This window comes from Bradyrhizobium sp. Unk1 (assembly GCF_059512345.1).
In genome coordinates, this window is record NZ_JCAMOP010000006.1 from 267,588 (window position 1) to 282,876 (window position 15,289).

Below are 15,289 nucleotides of genomic sequence, written 5' to 3' on the forward strand. Positions count from 1 at the left end.
GCCTTGGGGCAGGCGAGGGCTGCGGCGAACCGTCGATTGCCGCGACGGCACGCCGCGCAGGCGCAATGCGAAGCCGTCGCTCCGATTCCTGAGTCGCGAGCTTCGCGCCGCACGGGCTGCCGGCCAGGGGGTGGCGCCGCCGCGCGAGGCGCCCGTGTGGCCTTGCCAGCGCGCCCCTCCCACAACGCGCCCCTCCCATGAATTCTAACCGCAGGGCGCGCGTCACCGCGCGCGATGGTTATCGTTCTCCCAAAATCCCAGGGTAAACCGAATCTGACGAATCGCAGAAGTGCCTGCAAAGCGGGGACTTCTTGCATTTGTCGCGCGCGCCCCGTGCGGGGGCGTTTACGTCTGCTTCATCGCGATACTTAAACTGCCATTCAAATTTGCCCGCCATCATCGCCTTCAACAAGCCGGCAAACGGCATGGGGATGAGTTGAACAGTTTTTTGGACGGGAGCCGCGCTCGGGGGAACGAGGCGGCAGAAAAAAAGGGGATGCGTTATGTTTCAGGGTACTTTCGATCTGGAGACGGCGACGCCGATCGACGCGAGCGCGCTGTCGGACGTGCTGTTCGAGCGCGGGATCTATTGGGCGAGCGGCCGCTCCGGCCTCGTCGACCTCGTCGCCGCGCATAAATGGTTCAACCTCGCCGCGCTGAAGGGCCGCAAGGACGCCGTGGCGCTGCGCCAGGAAGTCGCCGGGCAGATGTCGGACGCCGAGATCTCGGCCGCGCAGCGCGACGCGAGGGCGTGGGTCTCGGCTCACTGAGCCGAGAATCGCATCCGCACCCCTGTCTTCATCGGGCAGCCCGATTGCGCGCAATCAAGTTCCTTCATCGTGTCGCCACCTAGACCCGCGCGGCATGACCGAGCCACCGCCCGACGACTACGCTCTGGAACCTGGACGGCCGCACAAGACGGTCCTCTTGCCGGGGATATGAAGGTCCTGGGCCTTCCGTCCCGGCGCGGCTCCGGCGTCTGGTTCTATGTCCGGGCCGGCGAGGCGGTGCTGAACGCGCCCTCGCAGCGGTGGATCCGGCAATCCCGCCGCTGGATGCGGACATATATAGAGAGAGCGAATCGGCTGCGCGTGCCGCGCTGATCCTTGCGCCAGGCTTTCGCAGCCCTCCGGCGGTCGCTTTCAGGTGAAAGAACGCACAGACCTTAATTCTGCCGCTTGCGGCTAGCCGCCGTGTCGGGCATACCCGGCATATTGGAGACGTGGCCGAGTGGCTGAAGGCGGCGGTTTGCTAAACCGTTATAGGCTTGTAAAGGCCTATCGAGGGTTCGAATCCCTCCGTCTCCGCCAGATCATAATTCGCCTCCATTCGCTGGCCTCCAAAAACCCCCTGTAGATACATGATTTTCCGCGCTAGGTCATCCTTGCGCGTTCGCCGCCATTCGCCTAAATTCGCGGTTCCGGTGTGGGTACTGGAGGGGGTAAATGGCAGGCGGCAAGCTTACAGCCCTTGAAGTGACCAAGGCGAAAGAGCCCGGCATGTACGGTGACGGCGGCGGGCTCTACTTGCAGGTCAAGGGCGACGGCAAGGAGCGCATCTCAAAATCGTGGATCTTCCGATACCGCTTCAACGGCCACATCAGCCGGCTCGGGAAGCCGCTGGCGCGCGAGATGGGCTTGGGCTCGGTCGATACGTGGTCGCTCGCCGAGGCGCGTGAACGGGCCCGCCAGCAGCGCCAGCTTCTCGATGAGGGCAAGGACCCCATCGACGTCAGGAAGCTCTCTGACCAAGCCAGCGCGCTGGAGAAGGCCAAGACGACGACCTTCCAGGAATGCGCCAAGGCCTACATCAAGGCCCACCGGTCCGGCTGGAAGAACGCGAAGCACGCCGAGCAGTGGTCGGCCACGCTGGAGACCTGGGCCTATCCGTTGATCGGCAAGCTGCCCGTCGGCGGCATCACCACCGACCTGGTGTTGAAGGTGCTTGAGCAGCCGGTCGGCGAGGGGGAGGCGGCGCCGACCTTCTGGACCGCGCGCACGGAGACCGCGAGCCGCGTCCGCGGCCGCATCGAGAACGTGCTGGACTGGGCCAAAGCCAAGAAGCTGCGCGACGGCGACAATCCGGCGCGATGGAAGGGTCTGCTCGACAAGCTGCTGCCGGCGCCGTCCAAGGTCTCGCCGGTGGAGCACCACAAGGCGCTGCCATATGCCGACCTGCCGCGGTTCATGGCCGAGCTCCGCCGGCGGGATAGCTTGAGCGCGCGCGCGCTCGAATACACGATCCTCACGGCCGCCAGGACAAGCGACACGATCGGCGCTGTGCGGACGGAGGTCGACCGAGCCGGCGGCCTCTGGACCGTCCCTGCGGCCCGCCTAAAGGGCAAGAAGGGGGCACGCAAGCGCGACCATGCCGTGCCGCTGTCCGACCGCGCTCTGGAGATCCTGGAGGCCCAGCCGGAGCGCTCAGCCTATGTGTTCGCCAACGAGGCAGGCGAGCCGCTGTCCAACATGGCCATGCTCGAGTTGCTCCAAGGCATGGGCTTCGGTGAGGACCTGACCGTCCACGGCTTCCGGTCGACCTTCAAGGACTGGTGCTCCGAGCAGACCGGTTTCCCGAACGAGATGTCCGAGATGGCGCTCGCGCACACGGTGTCGGACAAGGTTGAGGCGGCCTATCGCCGCGGCGACATGCGCGAGAAGCGTCGGCGGATGATGGACGACTGGGCGGCCTATTGCGCGACTCCGCCGGCGGAGAGGGGTGGCAACGTGGTGGAGATGCGCCAAGTCTCGCTGATGTGACCCCGCCGACACAGGTTCCAAGCGAATCGGGGCGCTAGGCCGTTGCAAGTAGGAAAAAGTTCGATCGACCAGCTATCGCTCGACTGCGAAAAGGACTTACATACGTACAAACGGTCACCGACCGATAACCAATAACGGCTAAAAGGCCGACGAGGAGAACCATCATGGCAGCACGTCAACCACTACTCGGACCCGCACCGGTAGACCAGGAGCTCGAAGCGCTCCTCGAGGCAACGAAGACTATCCCGGTCACGGAAAGCGACCTGAGGGAGCAACGGATCAGTTTTGCGTACGGCAACGCGCCGGAGTCGTCCCGGATTACAAAGGATTCGGTGCGAGGTGCATCGGGCTCAATTTTGTTGTCGCGATAATTCAATAATTCGGAGGAGGAGCCCGGCTTAGGCCGGGCTTTTTATTGGCATGTTGGTATTGGAGCAGGACAATCCGGATCTTTTCGCGAAGATCCAGGAAAAGAATCTAATAAGACAATACGATCTCCTGACAAATTGCATTGAGCTGGGGTTGAGAGGCGGGCCGACGGCGTTCGACAAGTACATGCTGTGGTCGCTGAATCATGTTGCTGTCGCTAACATCTCTCAGTTTGGCGGTCGGTTTCGCAATGAGCCGATCTATGTTGGCAATCACATTCCACCCCACTTCAAGGAGGTGCCCGATCTCATGGATCGGTTCATCTCCTTCATCCATGAGAACTGGTACGTCCTTCAGCCCACTCAATTAGCCGCTTATGCTCTCTGGCGGATGCTGTGGATTCACCCGTTCATTGAAGGGAACGGCAGAACTGCTCGCGCGATCAGCTATTATCTGCTTTGCGCCCGGGTCGGCCGGCTGCTTCCAGGCAAGAGGATCGTGCCCGAGCGTATCCGTGAAAACCGGGGCCCCTATATTGCTGCTTTGAGAGCCGCAGACATGGCATGGGAAGGCGGCAACTACGACATCAATGACTTGGCTGCCTATCTGAGTGGTCTCCTGAGAGATCAACTTCGAGAGGCAGCTCAGGAGGAAGCGGCAGCGAAGGCGATCGAAGGGCAGGCCTTGGAAGGCTGAGCGCAAGAGGGGCCGTCTAACCTCTGCGAAAACCACGCGCCGCCCACAGGCCCATCCAGCCTAGAACGAACAGTGCTAGGGGTGGTCCGAGCACGACGGCAAGTGAGGGCGAGCGCAAGAGAAAAGCCCGCCGGCTTCTCAGGCGGCTCCAAGCCTCGTCATTGCCGTTCGCGCCTGGATGCCACGGTCCCGGTGGTGAGCCTTTTATCGCCTAGGGTCATCGAATAATCCGAGAGTCGATACCCCCGCCAACGCCTGATGGTGCCGGCACGACATTTGTGCGCTCTGATGTTGCGCTAATCAAATCGGCGGCCAATGCGATAGCCTCATTAATAGAAGTATCGCCAACGCGTTTGAATTTCATTATCGGGAAAGAGCCGAGCGCCTCGCGGGTGGATTCCGAGATCTCAAACGAGTTGATAACCGGCAGGACGTGAGCAAGAACGTATGGCTGTTCACCCACAAGAATCGGACTAGCCTCACTATCCACGCCGTAGTGTTCGTTTAAGTCGACCTGGACGTTGATGTTCTGGGCGTCGACGCTCAAAAGGACTGACCGAACAATCGCGATCTGCTTCTCGGGATCGTAGGACGCAAGAACGATGTGTGCTGTAAAGGCATCGCTGTTGGTCCGCGGCACGTAGGCTGGCTGGTTGGCGAAGTATTTCTGAAGCTCTACCGCGCAGTGGTTTCCGAGCGCCAGCACATCAAAGGTTTCCAAATCGATTTGGCTATTGGAGCCCTCGATATAAGCCTTGGCAACTAGCCCGAAATCAAACTCGCGCGGTGTCTTTCGAACATACTCACAGATGTCCTTTGCGAACATTCGGTCGAGAGGATAGAAACCGCGTCTGCCAGTGACGGCCAACAGGAGGTGCTTGGGGATGCTTGGCTCAACTATCTTCGTATGGCCATCGCAGAAGGAGCCGACCTCCACTGTGAGGCGGGTATCCGAAGCAAAAACGAGACCATCCCGCGATGGGGCAATTACGACGAGAGTGCCGTCAGAACGCATTGCGGTCTCTGTCATTGTCGGAAGGGAGTCGCGAAGGATGGCGCAACAACCGGCGACAAACGCGCCTAACACGAGGATGATCCAGTTCGCCCCGATTCGCATCGCCGAAGGATGACACGCAACGCCCGCAGAGGCAGTCCTTCTCGCGCCTATCCCTGCTATTCACAGCCAGTACCGCCGCGACTCAGGAGCCGCCTTCGCCCGCGCAATTCTGCGCTTTCATTTCGGCCAGTCCGGTAGCGTCACGCGTCGACGAGGCCCGTGTTTCGATTTGGCTTCACGCTTCCTGAGCTCTGCCGCTTCTCGTACAGCGACCAAGTGGTCATAGCCACCAACATGCGACATAAGCCCCACCAACCGCGCCTTTGCCTTGATGCTTGGCCCGAGACGAGCAGCCTCGATCTCCCGCAAATGAGCCAGTATCCGCTCGACGTCTTTCTCCTCAAACTTCAGGCGGCTCCCCATTCGCAAATAAAACGGGATACCAGCGGCATCGACCGGGTTGTCGACGAGCCAATATTTCAGCCACTGGGGTGAGACGCTCAACGAGTTGGCCGCCTGTTTGATCGTCAACAGTGGCATGGTCACCGACCAAGCTTGGACGGATCGGGCAGTCCGTGGTGTTTGTCCAGCCAAGCCTTCACGGCTGGCCAGTACCGCCGGTCTCCGAAGAAGGCGGATTTTTGCGGAAATCCGTACTTGCTCTCAAGCGCCGGCAACAGCGGCCGCAGCGACTTCTCCGGCACGCCAAGTCGTCGGATCATCTCCGCGTCCGTCAAGAAGAGCTTGTCCTTCTCGCGTGCGAGGGTTTCAAATGCTGGTGTCGTCATGGCGATCCTCCCGGCGGCGCGCGGCAAGGCAAGGCTGTCGCGACCGGTTGGCTTTGGCGAATCCTGAGGAGCCGGCTTCCCCGCAATCCACCGGCGGTCGGACGCGCCGGGGCGCCCCGAAAGGGGATGGATTTTTAACGCAAATCAGCGGATGATGTCCGTGGGCGTCGAAACCCGGACCAGAGCTATAGCCGCACATCCTTGGTCAGGATGACACCGATTGGCGTCGGTGATGACGGCTGAATCGTGCGGCGTTGCCGCATGAACGGACGCACTTGGCGGTGCGGCTCCGAACCCTGCCTTTATGGCCGGGGTCGGGCGTGCTGTCCAGCCCTCACGGGTAAAAGCGCTCGGCTCGTCGCTCTGGCGAGTTTCGACCCCCCGGCTGCAGCGGCTGTCCCGCTGCACGGGCCGTCGAAAGCCCAAACCCAGAGCACCTCATGCAATCAACATTACTTGCCGGATATTCCCCGCCGAATTCCTCCGCGTGTGATCAGCAGCCGCCGGCCAATTCGCCGACCCCAACATCGCGCAGGAGTTTCGTCATGAATTCGATCGTCGCCCTTCCCATTCTTGCCGCAACGCCAACCACCGCTCCGGAGATGCCCTCCATGGTCGATCCGATCTTTGCGGCGCTCGACGCTTGGCGCCGCGCCGAAGTTGCGTTCATCGAGTTGTGCGAGGTCTATCCTAAGCAGGGAACAGCCGCCGACATGGAAGAGATGCTGGATCGGCACAAGCTTGCCCATCGTGCCGTCATGCGTACCCGACCGACGACGCCGGCCGGCCTCGCTGCGCTGACAAGCTGGATGCGCCAGGAAGCCGCCGACATGCACGTCAACGAGAGCCATTGGCATAGCCATGACCTCTGCGCTCTCGCGGCGACACTCGACGACGCCGTTCGCGGCATGTCGAAGCTTGAGCCTTGGTCGCCTCCCACCGTGCCCGCACTCTTTGACCTCGGCTCGGCCTACGAGAATCTGCTGCGGCAATATGTCGACCAGCTCGTGAAGTGGTATGCGGCTGACGGGTCATCGGCTGCCTACGACGAAGCCGATGACGGGATGCTCAAGATCTCTGAGCAAATGGAGCCCCTGGAAAAACTTATCAAAAATATCGATGTCGATCCTCTCGATCAAGACTGCGATGTAAAGCTACGAACAGTCGCGCTCAAGGATCTGCGGTACAAGCTCCCCGGCACGCATGACGAGTGGGTGATCACCGACGGCAACGGTGACGATCTTGAGATGTTTTGGCAGGTTCTCGCATTCGTCGGCCTCGCCGACTACGCCAGAACGATTGAGCAGCGCGTAAAGGCTGCTGTGAAAGGACGGCAGGTCGACGCCTGACGTTCACGCTCCGATAGTTTTCCACAACCCTGGTTGCGCGTGTCTCCGGATGCGCGCAGCCTAGCCTTCGCGCGGGGCCGGCTGGCCAGCCGTTGCTGCTGCTTCACCGCCAGCAGCTTGCCCCGCGCGATCCCTCAGCGGTGTGCGGTGACGATCCCATGTCCCAGGACGATCGATGGCTCACGCCCGAGCAGGCGGAAACGATCATTCGTGAGCGCCTCGGCGGTAGTGTTGGGCGTTCGCAAGGGCTTCTCAGGGAGGCCCGTAAATCAGGTGAAGTCCGTATTCGTATTGCGGCCGATCCCGTGCTGCTGCTCGCCGATGACGGCATCACCGGCATGGACCTACGCCCGGGTGCGCAGAGGAAAGTTGGCATCACCGCCGACGGCAATCCCGTCGAGCATACGCTTTCTCTCCGCAGACAAAGCGATGAAACGATCAGCGAGGATGACCTCGTCGACTGGCTGGATCGCAACCACGCTCCCGCGGCGAACGCTGCGACTGCTGCTGGCGGTGCGACTAAGAAGATCGAAGCGGCGAGGGAAGGCATCGCAGCCTGTTATCCAACCGGCGTCCCAAAATCCGTCTCGAACGCGATGCTAAATCGCAAGGTCGGTGACTGGCTGAAGCACTACTATGTTGGACTCGGCGACATAGGCGACGACACGATCGAGCGGGCCGCGGGGCGGCGGAAGTAACTCTGCCCCCGTTGCCCCGTTTGCTGCCCCCGTTGCCCCGTGCGAAGCGAAGCGACGCAGACCATGCTGACCGTACCGAATGCGAACGGATACGGACGGCACAATGTCAAATCCCGAACTTCCCGATTTCCTGAAGGGCAAGATTGTTTGCAGCCCTGAGGACGGCATGCGCGCCATAAACGCGCGCCGTACCAAGTTCTACGAGATCCTCAATGCCGGCGAGCTTCAGTCCTACATGGACGGATCCCGCCGGCAGATCGTCGTCGCTTCTCTCGTCGACTATGTGCGGCGCCGGCTTGAGGCTGGTTCGAGCAAGGCGGCTTGATCATGGCGAAGTCCCCCACGATCATCGAACCTATCCCTTTCCGCTTCTTCAAAAACCGTCGCAAGGATGTTGTCGCGGTAACGCTTCAGGCTTTCACGCCGGCCGGCAAGGACCCGATCAATGTGGTCGACGTGCGGCTGTTCGCCATGAACAAGGCAGGCGCGAACGTAGCTACACCGAAGGGCCTCACCATGTCGGTGAACAGGCTGCCTGACCTCGCTAAGGCGATCAACAAGGCGCTGGCGAAAGCTCACGAGCTCGGCCTGCTCGACGGCGAGGATGCGGAATGAACGCGCCTTCGCCAATCAAAATCCTCACTGCCTGCGCTGAGAAGTACGCCTTGGGCTGCGTGTCTGGTGAGATGGAAATCCAGTGGGCGGTCGACGTGCTCCAAAATTTCGCCGAAGAGCGTGGCCTCGTCGCTCAGCTTGGGCAGGACAAAGTCCAAGATGTGATCGCAGCCGCTTTCATCTGGGCGCGAGTATTCGCGGCTGCTGAAGAAGCCGAGACCGAAGAAGCGTGCGATTCCGACTATGCGGCGCGCCTAGTTCGCGATTGGGAGATGGACGACGAACGCGACCGCCACCGCTGGACCGGCGAGTTGCCTCCGCCGGCTGCGGACGAGCCGGGAAAGCGTCCGCGACCCGTGCCCCAGGCAACGGTCGACGCCTTTCAATTCGTGATGGGCCTCGGTGATCCCGATCGGCTGGCGGCATGGCTGCGCAATCACCCGGACGACGCGCCGGCGCTGCTCGATACGGTGGAGGCTGCTTGATGCTCACCGCCGCAAATAGGGAGATGGCCCTTCGGGTTTTTGAGGATCTCGGGATCAGGAGCCCGTCGTCGCCGTCCGATGACGAGCCGCCGCCCGTCGATTCCTTCGACGCTTTCGGCGGGGTTGAACCGACGGAGCCGGAAGCAGCTCCCGTTGACGCGCGCAGGCCGGCCTATGCCGCGATTACACCGGCGGCATGGAAGGGCACCCAGCCCGAGCAGCAGCGCTGGCTGGCCTCGGGACGCGTTCCGAGCGGCGACCTGACGATCATGTCCGGCAACGGCGGCAGCGGCAAAACTGAGATCATCACTCAGTTGCTCGTCCACGTCGCCGCGGGCCTTCCGGACTGGCTCGGCTGCACGATCGAGGAGGGCGCCGCGCTGTTCCTCAGCTGCGAGGAGCCGGAGCACAACATTCGCGATCGCGTCGAGCGCATCTGCCGGCACCGATGCATCGATCCCTACAAGCTGCCCGACCTCCATCTGCTGTTTCCCGATCTGGAGAGCACGTGGATGGTGCACGCCAACAAGGACGGCCGCCTGTCCCGTGCGCCGTTGCTCGACTGGCTCGATGTGTGGATCGTGGAGCACAAGCCGCGCCTGGTCGTGGTCGACAACGTGGCCGCAGTATTCGACGGCGAAGCCATCGCCCGGCGGCAGGTGCGCGCGTTCCTCGCGATGCTGCGCAAGATTGCCCGGGAGCATGACACCGCGATCGTGCTGCTCGACCACCCTTCGGTCCGCGGCATGGCTGACGGCAGCGGCACCGCCAATTCGGTAGACTGGCGCAACTCGGTGCGATCGATGCTGCACCTCAGCGATCCCGACAAGAACGACCCGGACGCGCGGGAGCTGACCGTCACCAAATCGAACTACGGCCGCACCGGCGAGAAGGTGACGCTCCGCTGGGGCGGTTTGACCTTCACCACCGCGATGGCCGGCGAGGCCTCTCCGTACCGCGCCAGCGCCGACCGAGATGTCGACGAGATGTTCCTACGCCTGCTTGACCGGTTCTCCGCCCAGGGCCGCACCGTCCGGCCGAGCACCGGCCGCGGCAGCGCGCCGGCCGAGATGGCAGACGAGCACGATGCCGGTGGCATCAAGGCCGAGGCATTCCGCGCCGCCATGGGCCGTCTGCTGACCGCCGGTACGATCAAGATCGTCGAGAGTGGACCACCCAGCAAGCGCGTGAAGCACATCGAGAGGGCCGCCCAATGAGCCTTCGATCGCCCCTGCCATCGGTCTTCCATCGCTTCGATCGGGTATGCCAACGCCCCTGCCAACGCCCCTGCCAACGGGTGCCATCGCCTATTCGATCGGCCTTCTTCGATCCCCCCACACCCCTAGGAGCGATCGAAGCGCTCGCCGCGGCCTCGGTGGCCGCTAGCGCTACGGTCGCTTGGAAGGGAAGGGGGAAAGCAGCTACCAATCGGCATGCATGCCGTAACCACGAAGCTGGCGCCAAGGCTCGCGTCGATCGCAGGCCCTCGTTCGCATATTATCCCCCATCCTGTTCGCCGGCCCGGCGGCAGCCTGGTCGAGGGTATAACGGTTACGTCAGTTACAGCCGGGGCGGACATACCCTCCGCTGGATACATCGCAATTCCGCGCAATGGCGCAGCCGCCGCGATCCTACCCACACCGTTGCCCACTTTTCGGAAGGGTTTTCGCGCGCGCTCTCTCATGAACTTCAACACTCTTGGAGGCAGACGCGCGCGCGAGGTAGCCGACTGATGGGCTGTCAGATGCCCATGGTTTCCCTCGAAAAGACCGGGCGGAGGGGTGGGTGGGGGAAGAAATGCGCGCTCGCGCCCAATTTCATCTCCTCGCTCTCTTTCGCGGACCCGTCCCGAAAAACTGTTGCCGGACCGTCACTCAAATTTTTGGCGGCGACCTTTGAAAAATTCGGCGGCCTTCTCTCCGAAAACCTTGTCGGTCATTGCTGAACATGAAGCCGCGCTTGATTGGATCACGTGAGCAGCTGCTGCAGGTCGTCCGCGACCGCCGGGACGAACTCGACCTATCACACGACCTGCTCGACAGCATTACAGGCCTCCAGAACGGTTATGTGAGTAAATTGCTCGCCGACCCGCCGGTGAGGGGCTTCGGTGAAATGTCGCTCCAGGCCCTTCTGGACGCGCTGGGGCTGCGTATCGCGTTCGCGGTGATCATGGAGGACCCCGAGCGGGCAGAGCGCGTGCGGGCGCGCTGGCGGCCTCGGAAGCGGCGGCCGACGAATGCGAAGACAGCCGCACCGGTCCCGCCTGCGGAAACATTGTGGTGCGTTGCTAGCGATCCGCAAATCACGCCGAATGCTGACAGCACGAACCTGACAGAGGCCAACGATGGCTAACAACACGAAGATGATCGGCGCTCGGGTCAAGCCTGATCTAGAAGAGCGCATGAAGGAATTGGCTGCCCGCGAGCGGCGCACGGTTTCCGACTGGATCCGCTGCCGGTTGGAGGATGCCGTCGCGGCCGCTATCGCCCCCGAACAGCGCCACAGCGAAGTAGCGTGAAGGTATTGGCCATGTTCCGGAAGAAGCCAGCCGAAGAGGCCGCAGAGCATCCGTTGCCCCAAGCCGAAGCATCGACGCCGCGCGCGCCGGCCGTACGCGAGAAGCTCGACTGCGCCCTCGGCGCGCTGGCTGAGCTCGAGGCGCAGGTGGCAGAATTTGCCCTCGATGCCGCCGAGCGGAAGCCCGGAGCGGCGGATAAGCTGGCAGGACACCGATCCAAGATCGAGGCTGCCAAAACGGCTGTAGACGAGCTGCGCGCGGCATTGCGCTTGGCCGTCAAGCTCGATCGCCGGTCAGACGCCGCCGCCGCCGCGACAATGCGAGTGGAGCAGTTCTCGATCATGAAGCAGCGCGCCGAGGTCCGGCTCAAGGCCGTGGCGACGATCATGGAGGCGGTCGCGACCGCGGCAAAGGCGTACAACGAATACGCGCTGGCAACGAACCAAATGGTCGTCGCGATCCCGACCGGGACGCGCCTAGGGCATATCCATATCGGCCGGAATGGCTACGGCGGTTCGTGGATCGGCGACCTCAAGGATCTGATCGCATCCGAGGCCTACCGCGTGGCGCCGATCGATGCCCACGGCCGCGGGGCCCGGCTGCCGTTCGCGAACGCTCCGGAAATCACCAGCACGGATCCAGGCAAATTCCCGCCTGCAATCGACCTGATGACCGACGCGCAGCAAGGGGTGTTGCGGGATATCGAGGGGCAGATTCAGCGCCTCAATGCCGAAAGCCTCGCCGCCACGGAGGAAGCAGCATGACGACTGCCGGAATGACCAGTGAAAACTGCGCCACCGACTGCAACGCCGACGGGTGCGTCCTTCTTGGCAAGCGACAGCCCCGATGCTGCCATCCACTGAAAGGCGGTCCCCCGATTGGTCTATTGACCGATCGCGCCGCCATGGCCGCGTACGATACCGCATGCGCCGCAATCGGCGTCGCAAACTTTCTCAAGGATGATGGAGCAGCGTCATGACAACCGAAATTCAGCAGCCGCCAGCGCCAGTGGCGCCGCCCGCCGCCACCGATGCTCAAATCCAAATGAATTCGCTGACGGCGGATCCTGCTTGGGTCGACCGCTTTCTGAGCGGCAACGCTTCCGCCTTGAACGAATTCCAAACCCTGTCGGGCGCGATTGTCGATGGCGGAAGTGCGGACGACGTCGTCACATCTGTCTTGGCTGGCAAGGCGCCCGAGCTTGGCAACACCGTGCAGAAGCAAATGGCCGCCACTGTCGATCGTTTCCGCGAACTAGCGATCGACGACGGCGTAACCAAGCAATTTTTGTCCGGTCAAAAGGTGTCGCCGGAGGAATACCAACTCGTCTGCAATCTCAAGCGCGAACTGATGGGCGATCCGGAATTCGTCCGGGCCTACTTGACTGGAGACCTGAAGGCAAACAAGCGCATGACGATCATCAATTCAGTGATTACGAACGGTGTCAAAGTGGAGAAGGCAGAATGAATTACCAAGTCGCAATCGTGAACCCTGGGACCAATGAGGAAAGAAAAGTTCTTGTCACCCTCTCGGCCGATCAGGTTGCTGCGGGAAAGACAAGCCCGTGCTTGCAAACCTTCGTGCAAAAGCTTGCATCGCCGGATATCCCGGCCGGCTTTTTACCGATCGGCAATGGCGTTCGCCCGGTGACGTTACACTAACGACGAGCATAGCGGAGCAAGCGAAATGATAATCGAACACATCAATCGGACTCATGCCGCTGCCTGCGTACAGGCCGAGGGAACACGGCAGCAGGAGTTTGCTGCAGCCATCTCCGCCGGCGGAGGCAGCTCGACGGTCGCGGCAGCCGTACGGACGGCCGAAATTAAATTCTACCGCGCGCTTGTCGCTTCAGCGGTCGCCAACGGTTTGCAGAGCGCTCAGTTCGGCCAGGCGCTGCGCGACCTCGGCACCGGTGGCTCGTAAGAATTCGAAGCTCCAAGGGCAGCGGTGCCCGTTTCATCTCCGTGCCATGGACCGGCGTGCGGGGAGAAAGTCCGGTCCACTTATTTGCGTGATTGAGGCGTCATGAGCGATAAAGAGATTGCAGCTATCATCGCTTTGAAGTCCGAGATCAAGACAGCGCGCGGGAAGCTGCGCGAGTTGAACGGGCAGATAGGCCGCTGGCGCAACATCGCGAATGCGCTGCGGAAACTCGCCGGGCTCGATGAAGTGCAGTTCAAAAACTTGTTGCAGGCAGAATCTCTTGATTAGGCAGCGCTCGCCTTAAGAAGCGTTTCCCGGATTGGATCCCCGTAACGATCCCGCCTCTGAGACATTGGCGAAAAACCGTCTTTCCAGCGGCTTCACTGATTGGAGCCGAGCCTCATTCCGCCACCGCGCGGAACGGGCCTTCGGAAAGACATCGTCGATGAAACGGCTTTTCGCCAGCGCGCTCGCCTTCCTCGCCCTGCTGCCGGCGCTCGCCGCGGCGCAGACCGGGCCCACGCTCCCCGCGAATACGGTCTGGGGACGGACCGGGATCGGCCCAGGCCCCGCGCAGGCCATCCCGTTCGCGCAATTGTCGTCGCTCATGTGGGGCACCGTCCCGAACAACACGGTGCTCGGTAACATCTCCGGCAGCACCGCGCTGATGACGTCGCTGAATGCCACGCAACTGACCACGCTCTGCAACACCTTCACATCCTCCCTGAAGGGCTGCGTCCCGGCGTCGGGCGGCGGCACGACCACCTTCCTACGCGCCGACGGAACATTTGCCACCGCTGTCCCCGCGGGCGGCACGCAGGGGCAGTCGCTGGTCAAGAACAGTTCGACCAACGGCGATGCATCATGGCGGACGGAATGCCTGAACATCACGGCGTTCGGCGGCGCTGGGGATGGCACGACCGCGAATGACACGGCATTCAGCAGCGCCTATAGCGCGCTGTCCTCGATTGGCGGCTGCATCTATTTCCCGACGGGAACGTACAACTTCACGTCGGCGGTCTCAAAGACCATGCCAAACGCGAAGTTCTCGATCACGCTTCAGGGTGAAGGCTCGACCGGCACGACGCTGCACTGGCCGAATGCAAGTGGCGGAATGACGTTCACGGCATCCAATAACAAGAACACTTTCCATGTCCGCGACCTAACCTTTACGACGGCGCAGGTGAACAGCGGCACAGCCCTAAACTTCATTGGTGTGGGCGGCAATAACGGTCAGCAGTTCCAGTCAGACATTCACAACGTGCAGGTGAATGGCGACGACATCGGACCGTCTGCTCCAACGCTGCATTATTGGAGTATCGCAATCAAGCTGCACAATTGGCCCTCTGTCGACATTGCAAACGTCAATACGTGGGGGCCGCATCAGGGGCCAGCGGCGGCAGGCGGAGGTACAGGTTTAATCTATGAGGGCAACGCTGCAACGTCATCGTACTCGACGATCCTGAACATCTCGCGATCTTCGTTCAACTACCATGTAACCGGAATATCACTCGGCGATTGGTGGCAGGGTATCACGATCGACCAGAGCAATTTCAACGGAGAAGAGGGAACATCATGCATTGGGCAACAGGCAGGGGCAACAGCCGTCCTGGTCTTGCTCACCATCACAAACAGCCAGTTCAATTGCGGCGTGGCGCAAATAATATTTTTAAGTCCTGTTCTAAATCCCACCTTCATCGGCAACACGATCACTCTTTTCGGCAACGGAAACAGCGGGATCAATATCGGGGGCGGCGGCCTTATCGCCACTGGCAATATTTTCAATTCAGCAGGCGGCACGTCTCAATTCGGAATTGTCTACAACGGAGCGAACGGGATCATCGGCAATAACATCTTTAGTGGGATCGCCACTGGTGTGAACCTTCAAGCGGCATCCAGCGGAGTGAATGTTTCTCAAAATATGTACCCCGGCGTTACGACGCCGGTGATTAACAACGGCGCCGGCAATTCTATCGGTGTGGCGACGCACTGAACATCAGCCAACAACATCAACAGCGGCACCGGCAAC

Annotated in this window: 20 protein-coding genes and 1 tRNA gene; 18 read left to right on the top strand and 3 right to left on the bottom strand. The window is 61.6% G+C overall.

Translation table 11 applies throughout. From position 1 onward, the window contains the following. Window positions 1-503 precede the first annotated feature (503 nt). The 4 genes from AC5ZFO_RS10455 (at window position 504) to AC5ZFO_RS10470 (ending at window position 3,824) form a co-directional block, all read left to right on the top strand. The gene (locus AC5ZFO_RS10455) at window positions 504-770 is read left to right on the top strand and encodes a hypothetical protein (protein ID WP_212432215.1); all 267 of its coding nucleotides are present in this window, start codon (window positions 504-506) and stop codon (window positions 768-770) included. 446 nt (window positions 771-1,216) lie between these two features. Beyond that, window positions 1,217-1,310: transfer RNA gene (locus tag AC5ZFO_RS10460), tRNA-Ser, on the top strand. 135 nt (window positions 1,311-1,445) lie between these two features. After that, window positions 1,446-2,759, top strand: a complete 1,314-nt coding sequence (locus tag AC5ZFO_RS10465; RefSeq protein WP_496122025.1) for a tyrosine-type recombinase/integrase — start codon at window positions 1,446-1,448, stop codon at window positions 2,757-2,759. Between the two features lie 420 nt (window positions 2,760-3,179). After that, on the top strand, window positions 3,180-3,824 hold the full coding sequence (locus AC5ZFO_RS10470; protein WP_496122026.1) for a Fic family protein: 645 nt from the start codon (window positions 3,180-3,182) through the stop codon (window positions 3,822-3,824). Between the two features lie 217 nt (window positions 3,825-4,041). Here AC5ZFO_RS10470 and AC5ZFO_RS10475 read toward each other — a convergent pair whose 3' ends face one another. The 3 genes from AC5ZFO_RS10475 to AC5ZFO_RS10485 all read right to left on the bottom strand — a co-directional run bounded on the left by AC5ZFO_RS10475 (window position 4,042) and on the right by AC5ZFO_RS10485 (window position 5,669). Further along, window positions 4,042-4,839: a hypothetical protein gene (locus AC5ZFO_RS10475; RefSeq protein ID WP_496122027.1), complete on the bottom strand. Its 798-nt coding sequence runs from the start codon at window positions 4,837-4,839 to the stop codon at window positions 4,042-4,044. Window positions 4,840-5,058: 219 nt separating this feature from the next. Beyond that, on the bottom strand, window positions 5,059-5,421 hold the full coding sequence (locus AC5ZFO_RS10480) for a hypothetical protein (protein WP_496122028.1): 363 nt from the start codon (window positions 5,419-5,421) through the stop codon (window positions 5,059-5,061). 2 nt (window positions 5,422-5,423) lie between these two features. After that, complete coding sequence (locus AC5ZFO_RS10485; protein ID WP_496122029.1) at window positions 5,424-5,669, bottom strand: winged helix-turn-helix domain-containing protein; 246 nt, start codon at window positions 5,667-5,669, stop codon at window positions 5,424-5,426. A gap of 545 nt (window positions 5,670-6,214) precedes the next feature. Between AC5ZFO_RS10485 and AC5ZFO_RS10490 the strand changes: the two genes are divergently transcribed. The 14 genes from AC5ZFO_RS10490 (at window position 6,215) to AC5ZFO_RS10555 (ending at window position 15,253) form a co-directional block, all read left to right on the top strand. Next, window positions 6,215-7,018: a hypothetical protein gene (locus tag AC5ZFO_RS10490; RefSeq protein ID WP_496122030.1), complete on the top strand. Its 804-nt coding sequence runs from the start codon at window positions 6,215-6,217 to the stop codon at window positions 7,016-7,018. A 158-nt stretch (window positions 7,019-7,176) separates the two neighbouring features. After that, a complete protein-coding gene (locus AC5ZFO_RS10495) occupies window positions 7,177-7,716 on the top strand; it encodes a hypothetical protein (RefSeq protein ID WP_496122031.1) in 540 nt (179 codons plus the stop codon). Window positions 7,717-7,819: 103 nt separating this feature from the next. Continuing rightward, window positions 7,820-8,041, top strand: coding sequence for a helix-turn-helix domain-containing protein (locus AC5ZFO_RS10500; RefSeq protein ID WP_496122032.1), 222 nt, complete (start codon window positions 7,820-7,822; stop codon window positions 8,039-8,041). Next, a complete protein-coding gene (locus AC5ZFO_RS10505) occupies window positions 8,038-8,331 on the top strand; it encodes a hypothetical protein (protein ID WP_496122033.1) in 294 nt (97 codons plus the stop codon). Before AC5ZFO_RS10500 ends, AC5ZFO_RS10505 begins: the two co-directional genes overlap by 4 nt. After that, window positions 8,328-8,816, top strand: a complete 489-nt coding sequence (locus tag AC5ZFO_RS10510) for a hypothetical protein (protein WP_496122034.1) — start codon at window positions 8,328-8,330, stop codon at window positions 8,814-8,816. Before AC5ZFO_RS10505 ends, AC5ZFO_RS10510 begins: the two co-directional genes overlap by 4 nt. Further along, window positions 8,816-10,033 (top strand): AAA family ATPase, encoded by a 1,218-nt coding sequence (locus AC5ZFO_RS10515; RefSeq protein ID WP_496122035.1) that lies wholly within the window; start codon window positions 8,816-8,818, stop codon window positions 10,031-10,033. Before AC5ZFO_RS10510 ends, AC5ZFO_RS10515 begins: the two co-directional genes overlap by 1 nt. Window positions 10,034-10,763: 730 nt before the next feature. After that, window positions 10,764-11,168, top strand: coding sequence for a hypothetical protein (locus AC5ZFO_RS10520; RefSeq protein ID WP_496122036.1), 405 nt, complete (start codon window positions 10,764-10,766; stop codon window positions 11,166-11,168). Continuing rightward, the gene (locus AC5ZFO_RS10525) at window positions 11,161-11,334 is read left to right on the top strand and encodes a hypothetical protein (protein WP_496122037.1); all 174 of its coding nucleotides are present in this window, start codon (window positions 11,161-11,163) and stop codon (window positions 11,332-11,334) included. The genes AC5ZFO_RS10520 and AC5ZFO_RS10525 overlap by 8 nt, the downstream gene beginning before the upstream one ends. An 11-nt stretch (window positions 11,335-11,345) precedes the next feature. Continuing rightward, entirely contained in the window at window positions 11,346-12,098 is a 753-nt protein-coding gene (locus AC5ZFO_RS10530) for a hypothetical protein (RefSeq protein ID WP_496122038.1), read from the top strand. 211 nt (window positions 12,099-12,309) lie between these two features. Continuing rightward, window positions 12,310-12,801 (top strand): hypothetical protein, encoded by a 492-nt coding sequence (locus AC5ZFO_RS10535; protein ID WP_496122039.1) that lies wholly within the window; start codon window positions 12,310-12,312, stop codon window positions 12,799-12,801. Further along, the gene (locus AC5ZFO_RS10540; RefSeq protein ID WP_496122040.1) at window positions 12,798-12,995 is read left to right on the top strand and encodes a hypothetical protein; all 198 of its coding nucleotides are present in this window, start codon (window positions 12,798-12,800) and stop codon (window positions 12,993-12,995) included. The genes AC5ZFO_RS10535 and AC5ZFO_RS10540 overlap by 4 nt, the downstream gene beginning before the upstream one ends. A 25-nt stretch (window positions 12,996-13,020) precedes the next feature. Further along, entirely contained in the window at window positions 13,021-13,260 is a 240-nt protein-coding gene (locus tag AC5ZFO_RS10545) for a hypothetical protein (RefSeq protein WP_496122041.1), read from the top strand. Between the two features lie 102 nt (window positions 13,261-13,362). Beyond that, window positions 13,363-13,548 carry a hypothetical protein gene (locus tag AC5ZFO_RS10550; RefSeq protein ID WP_496122042.1) on the top strand — a complete coding sequence of 62 codons (186 nt, stop codon included), beginning with the start codon at window positions 13,363-13,365 and terminating at the stop codon, window positions 13,546-13,548. 157 nt (window positions 13,549-13,705) lie between these two features. Continuing rightward, entirely contained in the window at window positions 13,706-15,253 is a 1,548-nt protein-coding gene (locus tag AC5ZFO_RS10555) for a pectate lyase family protein (protein WP_496122043.1), read from the top strand. The last annotated feature ends 36 nt before the right edge of the window (window positions 15,254-15,289 follow it).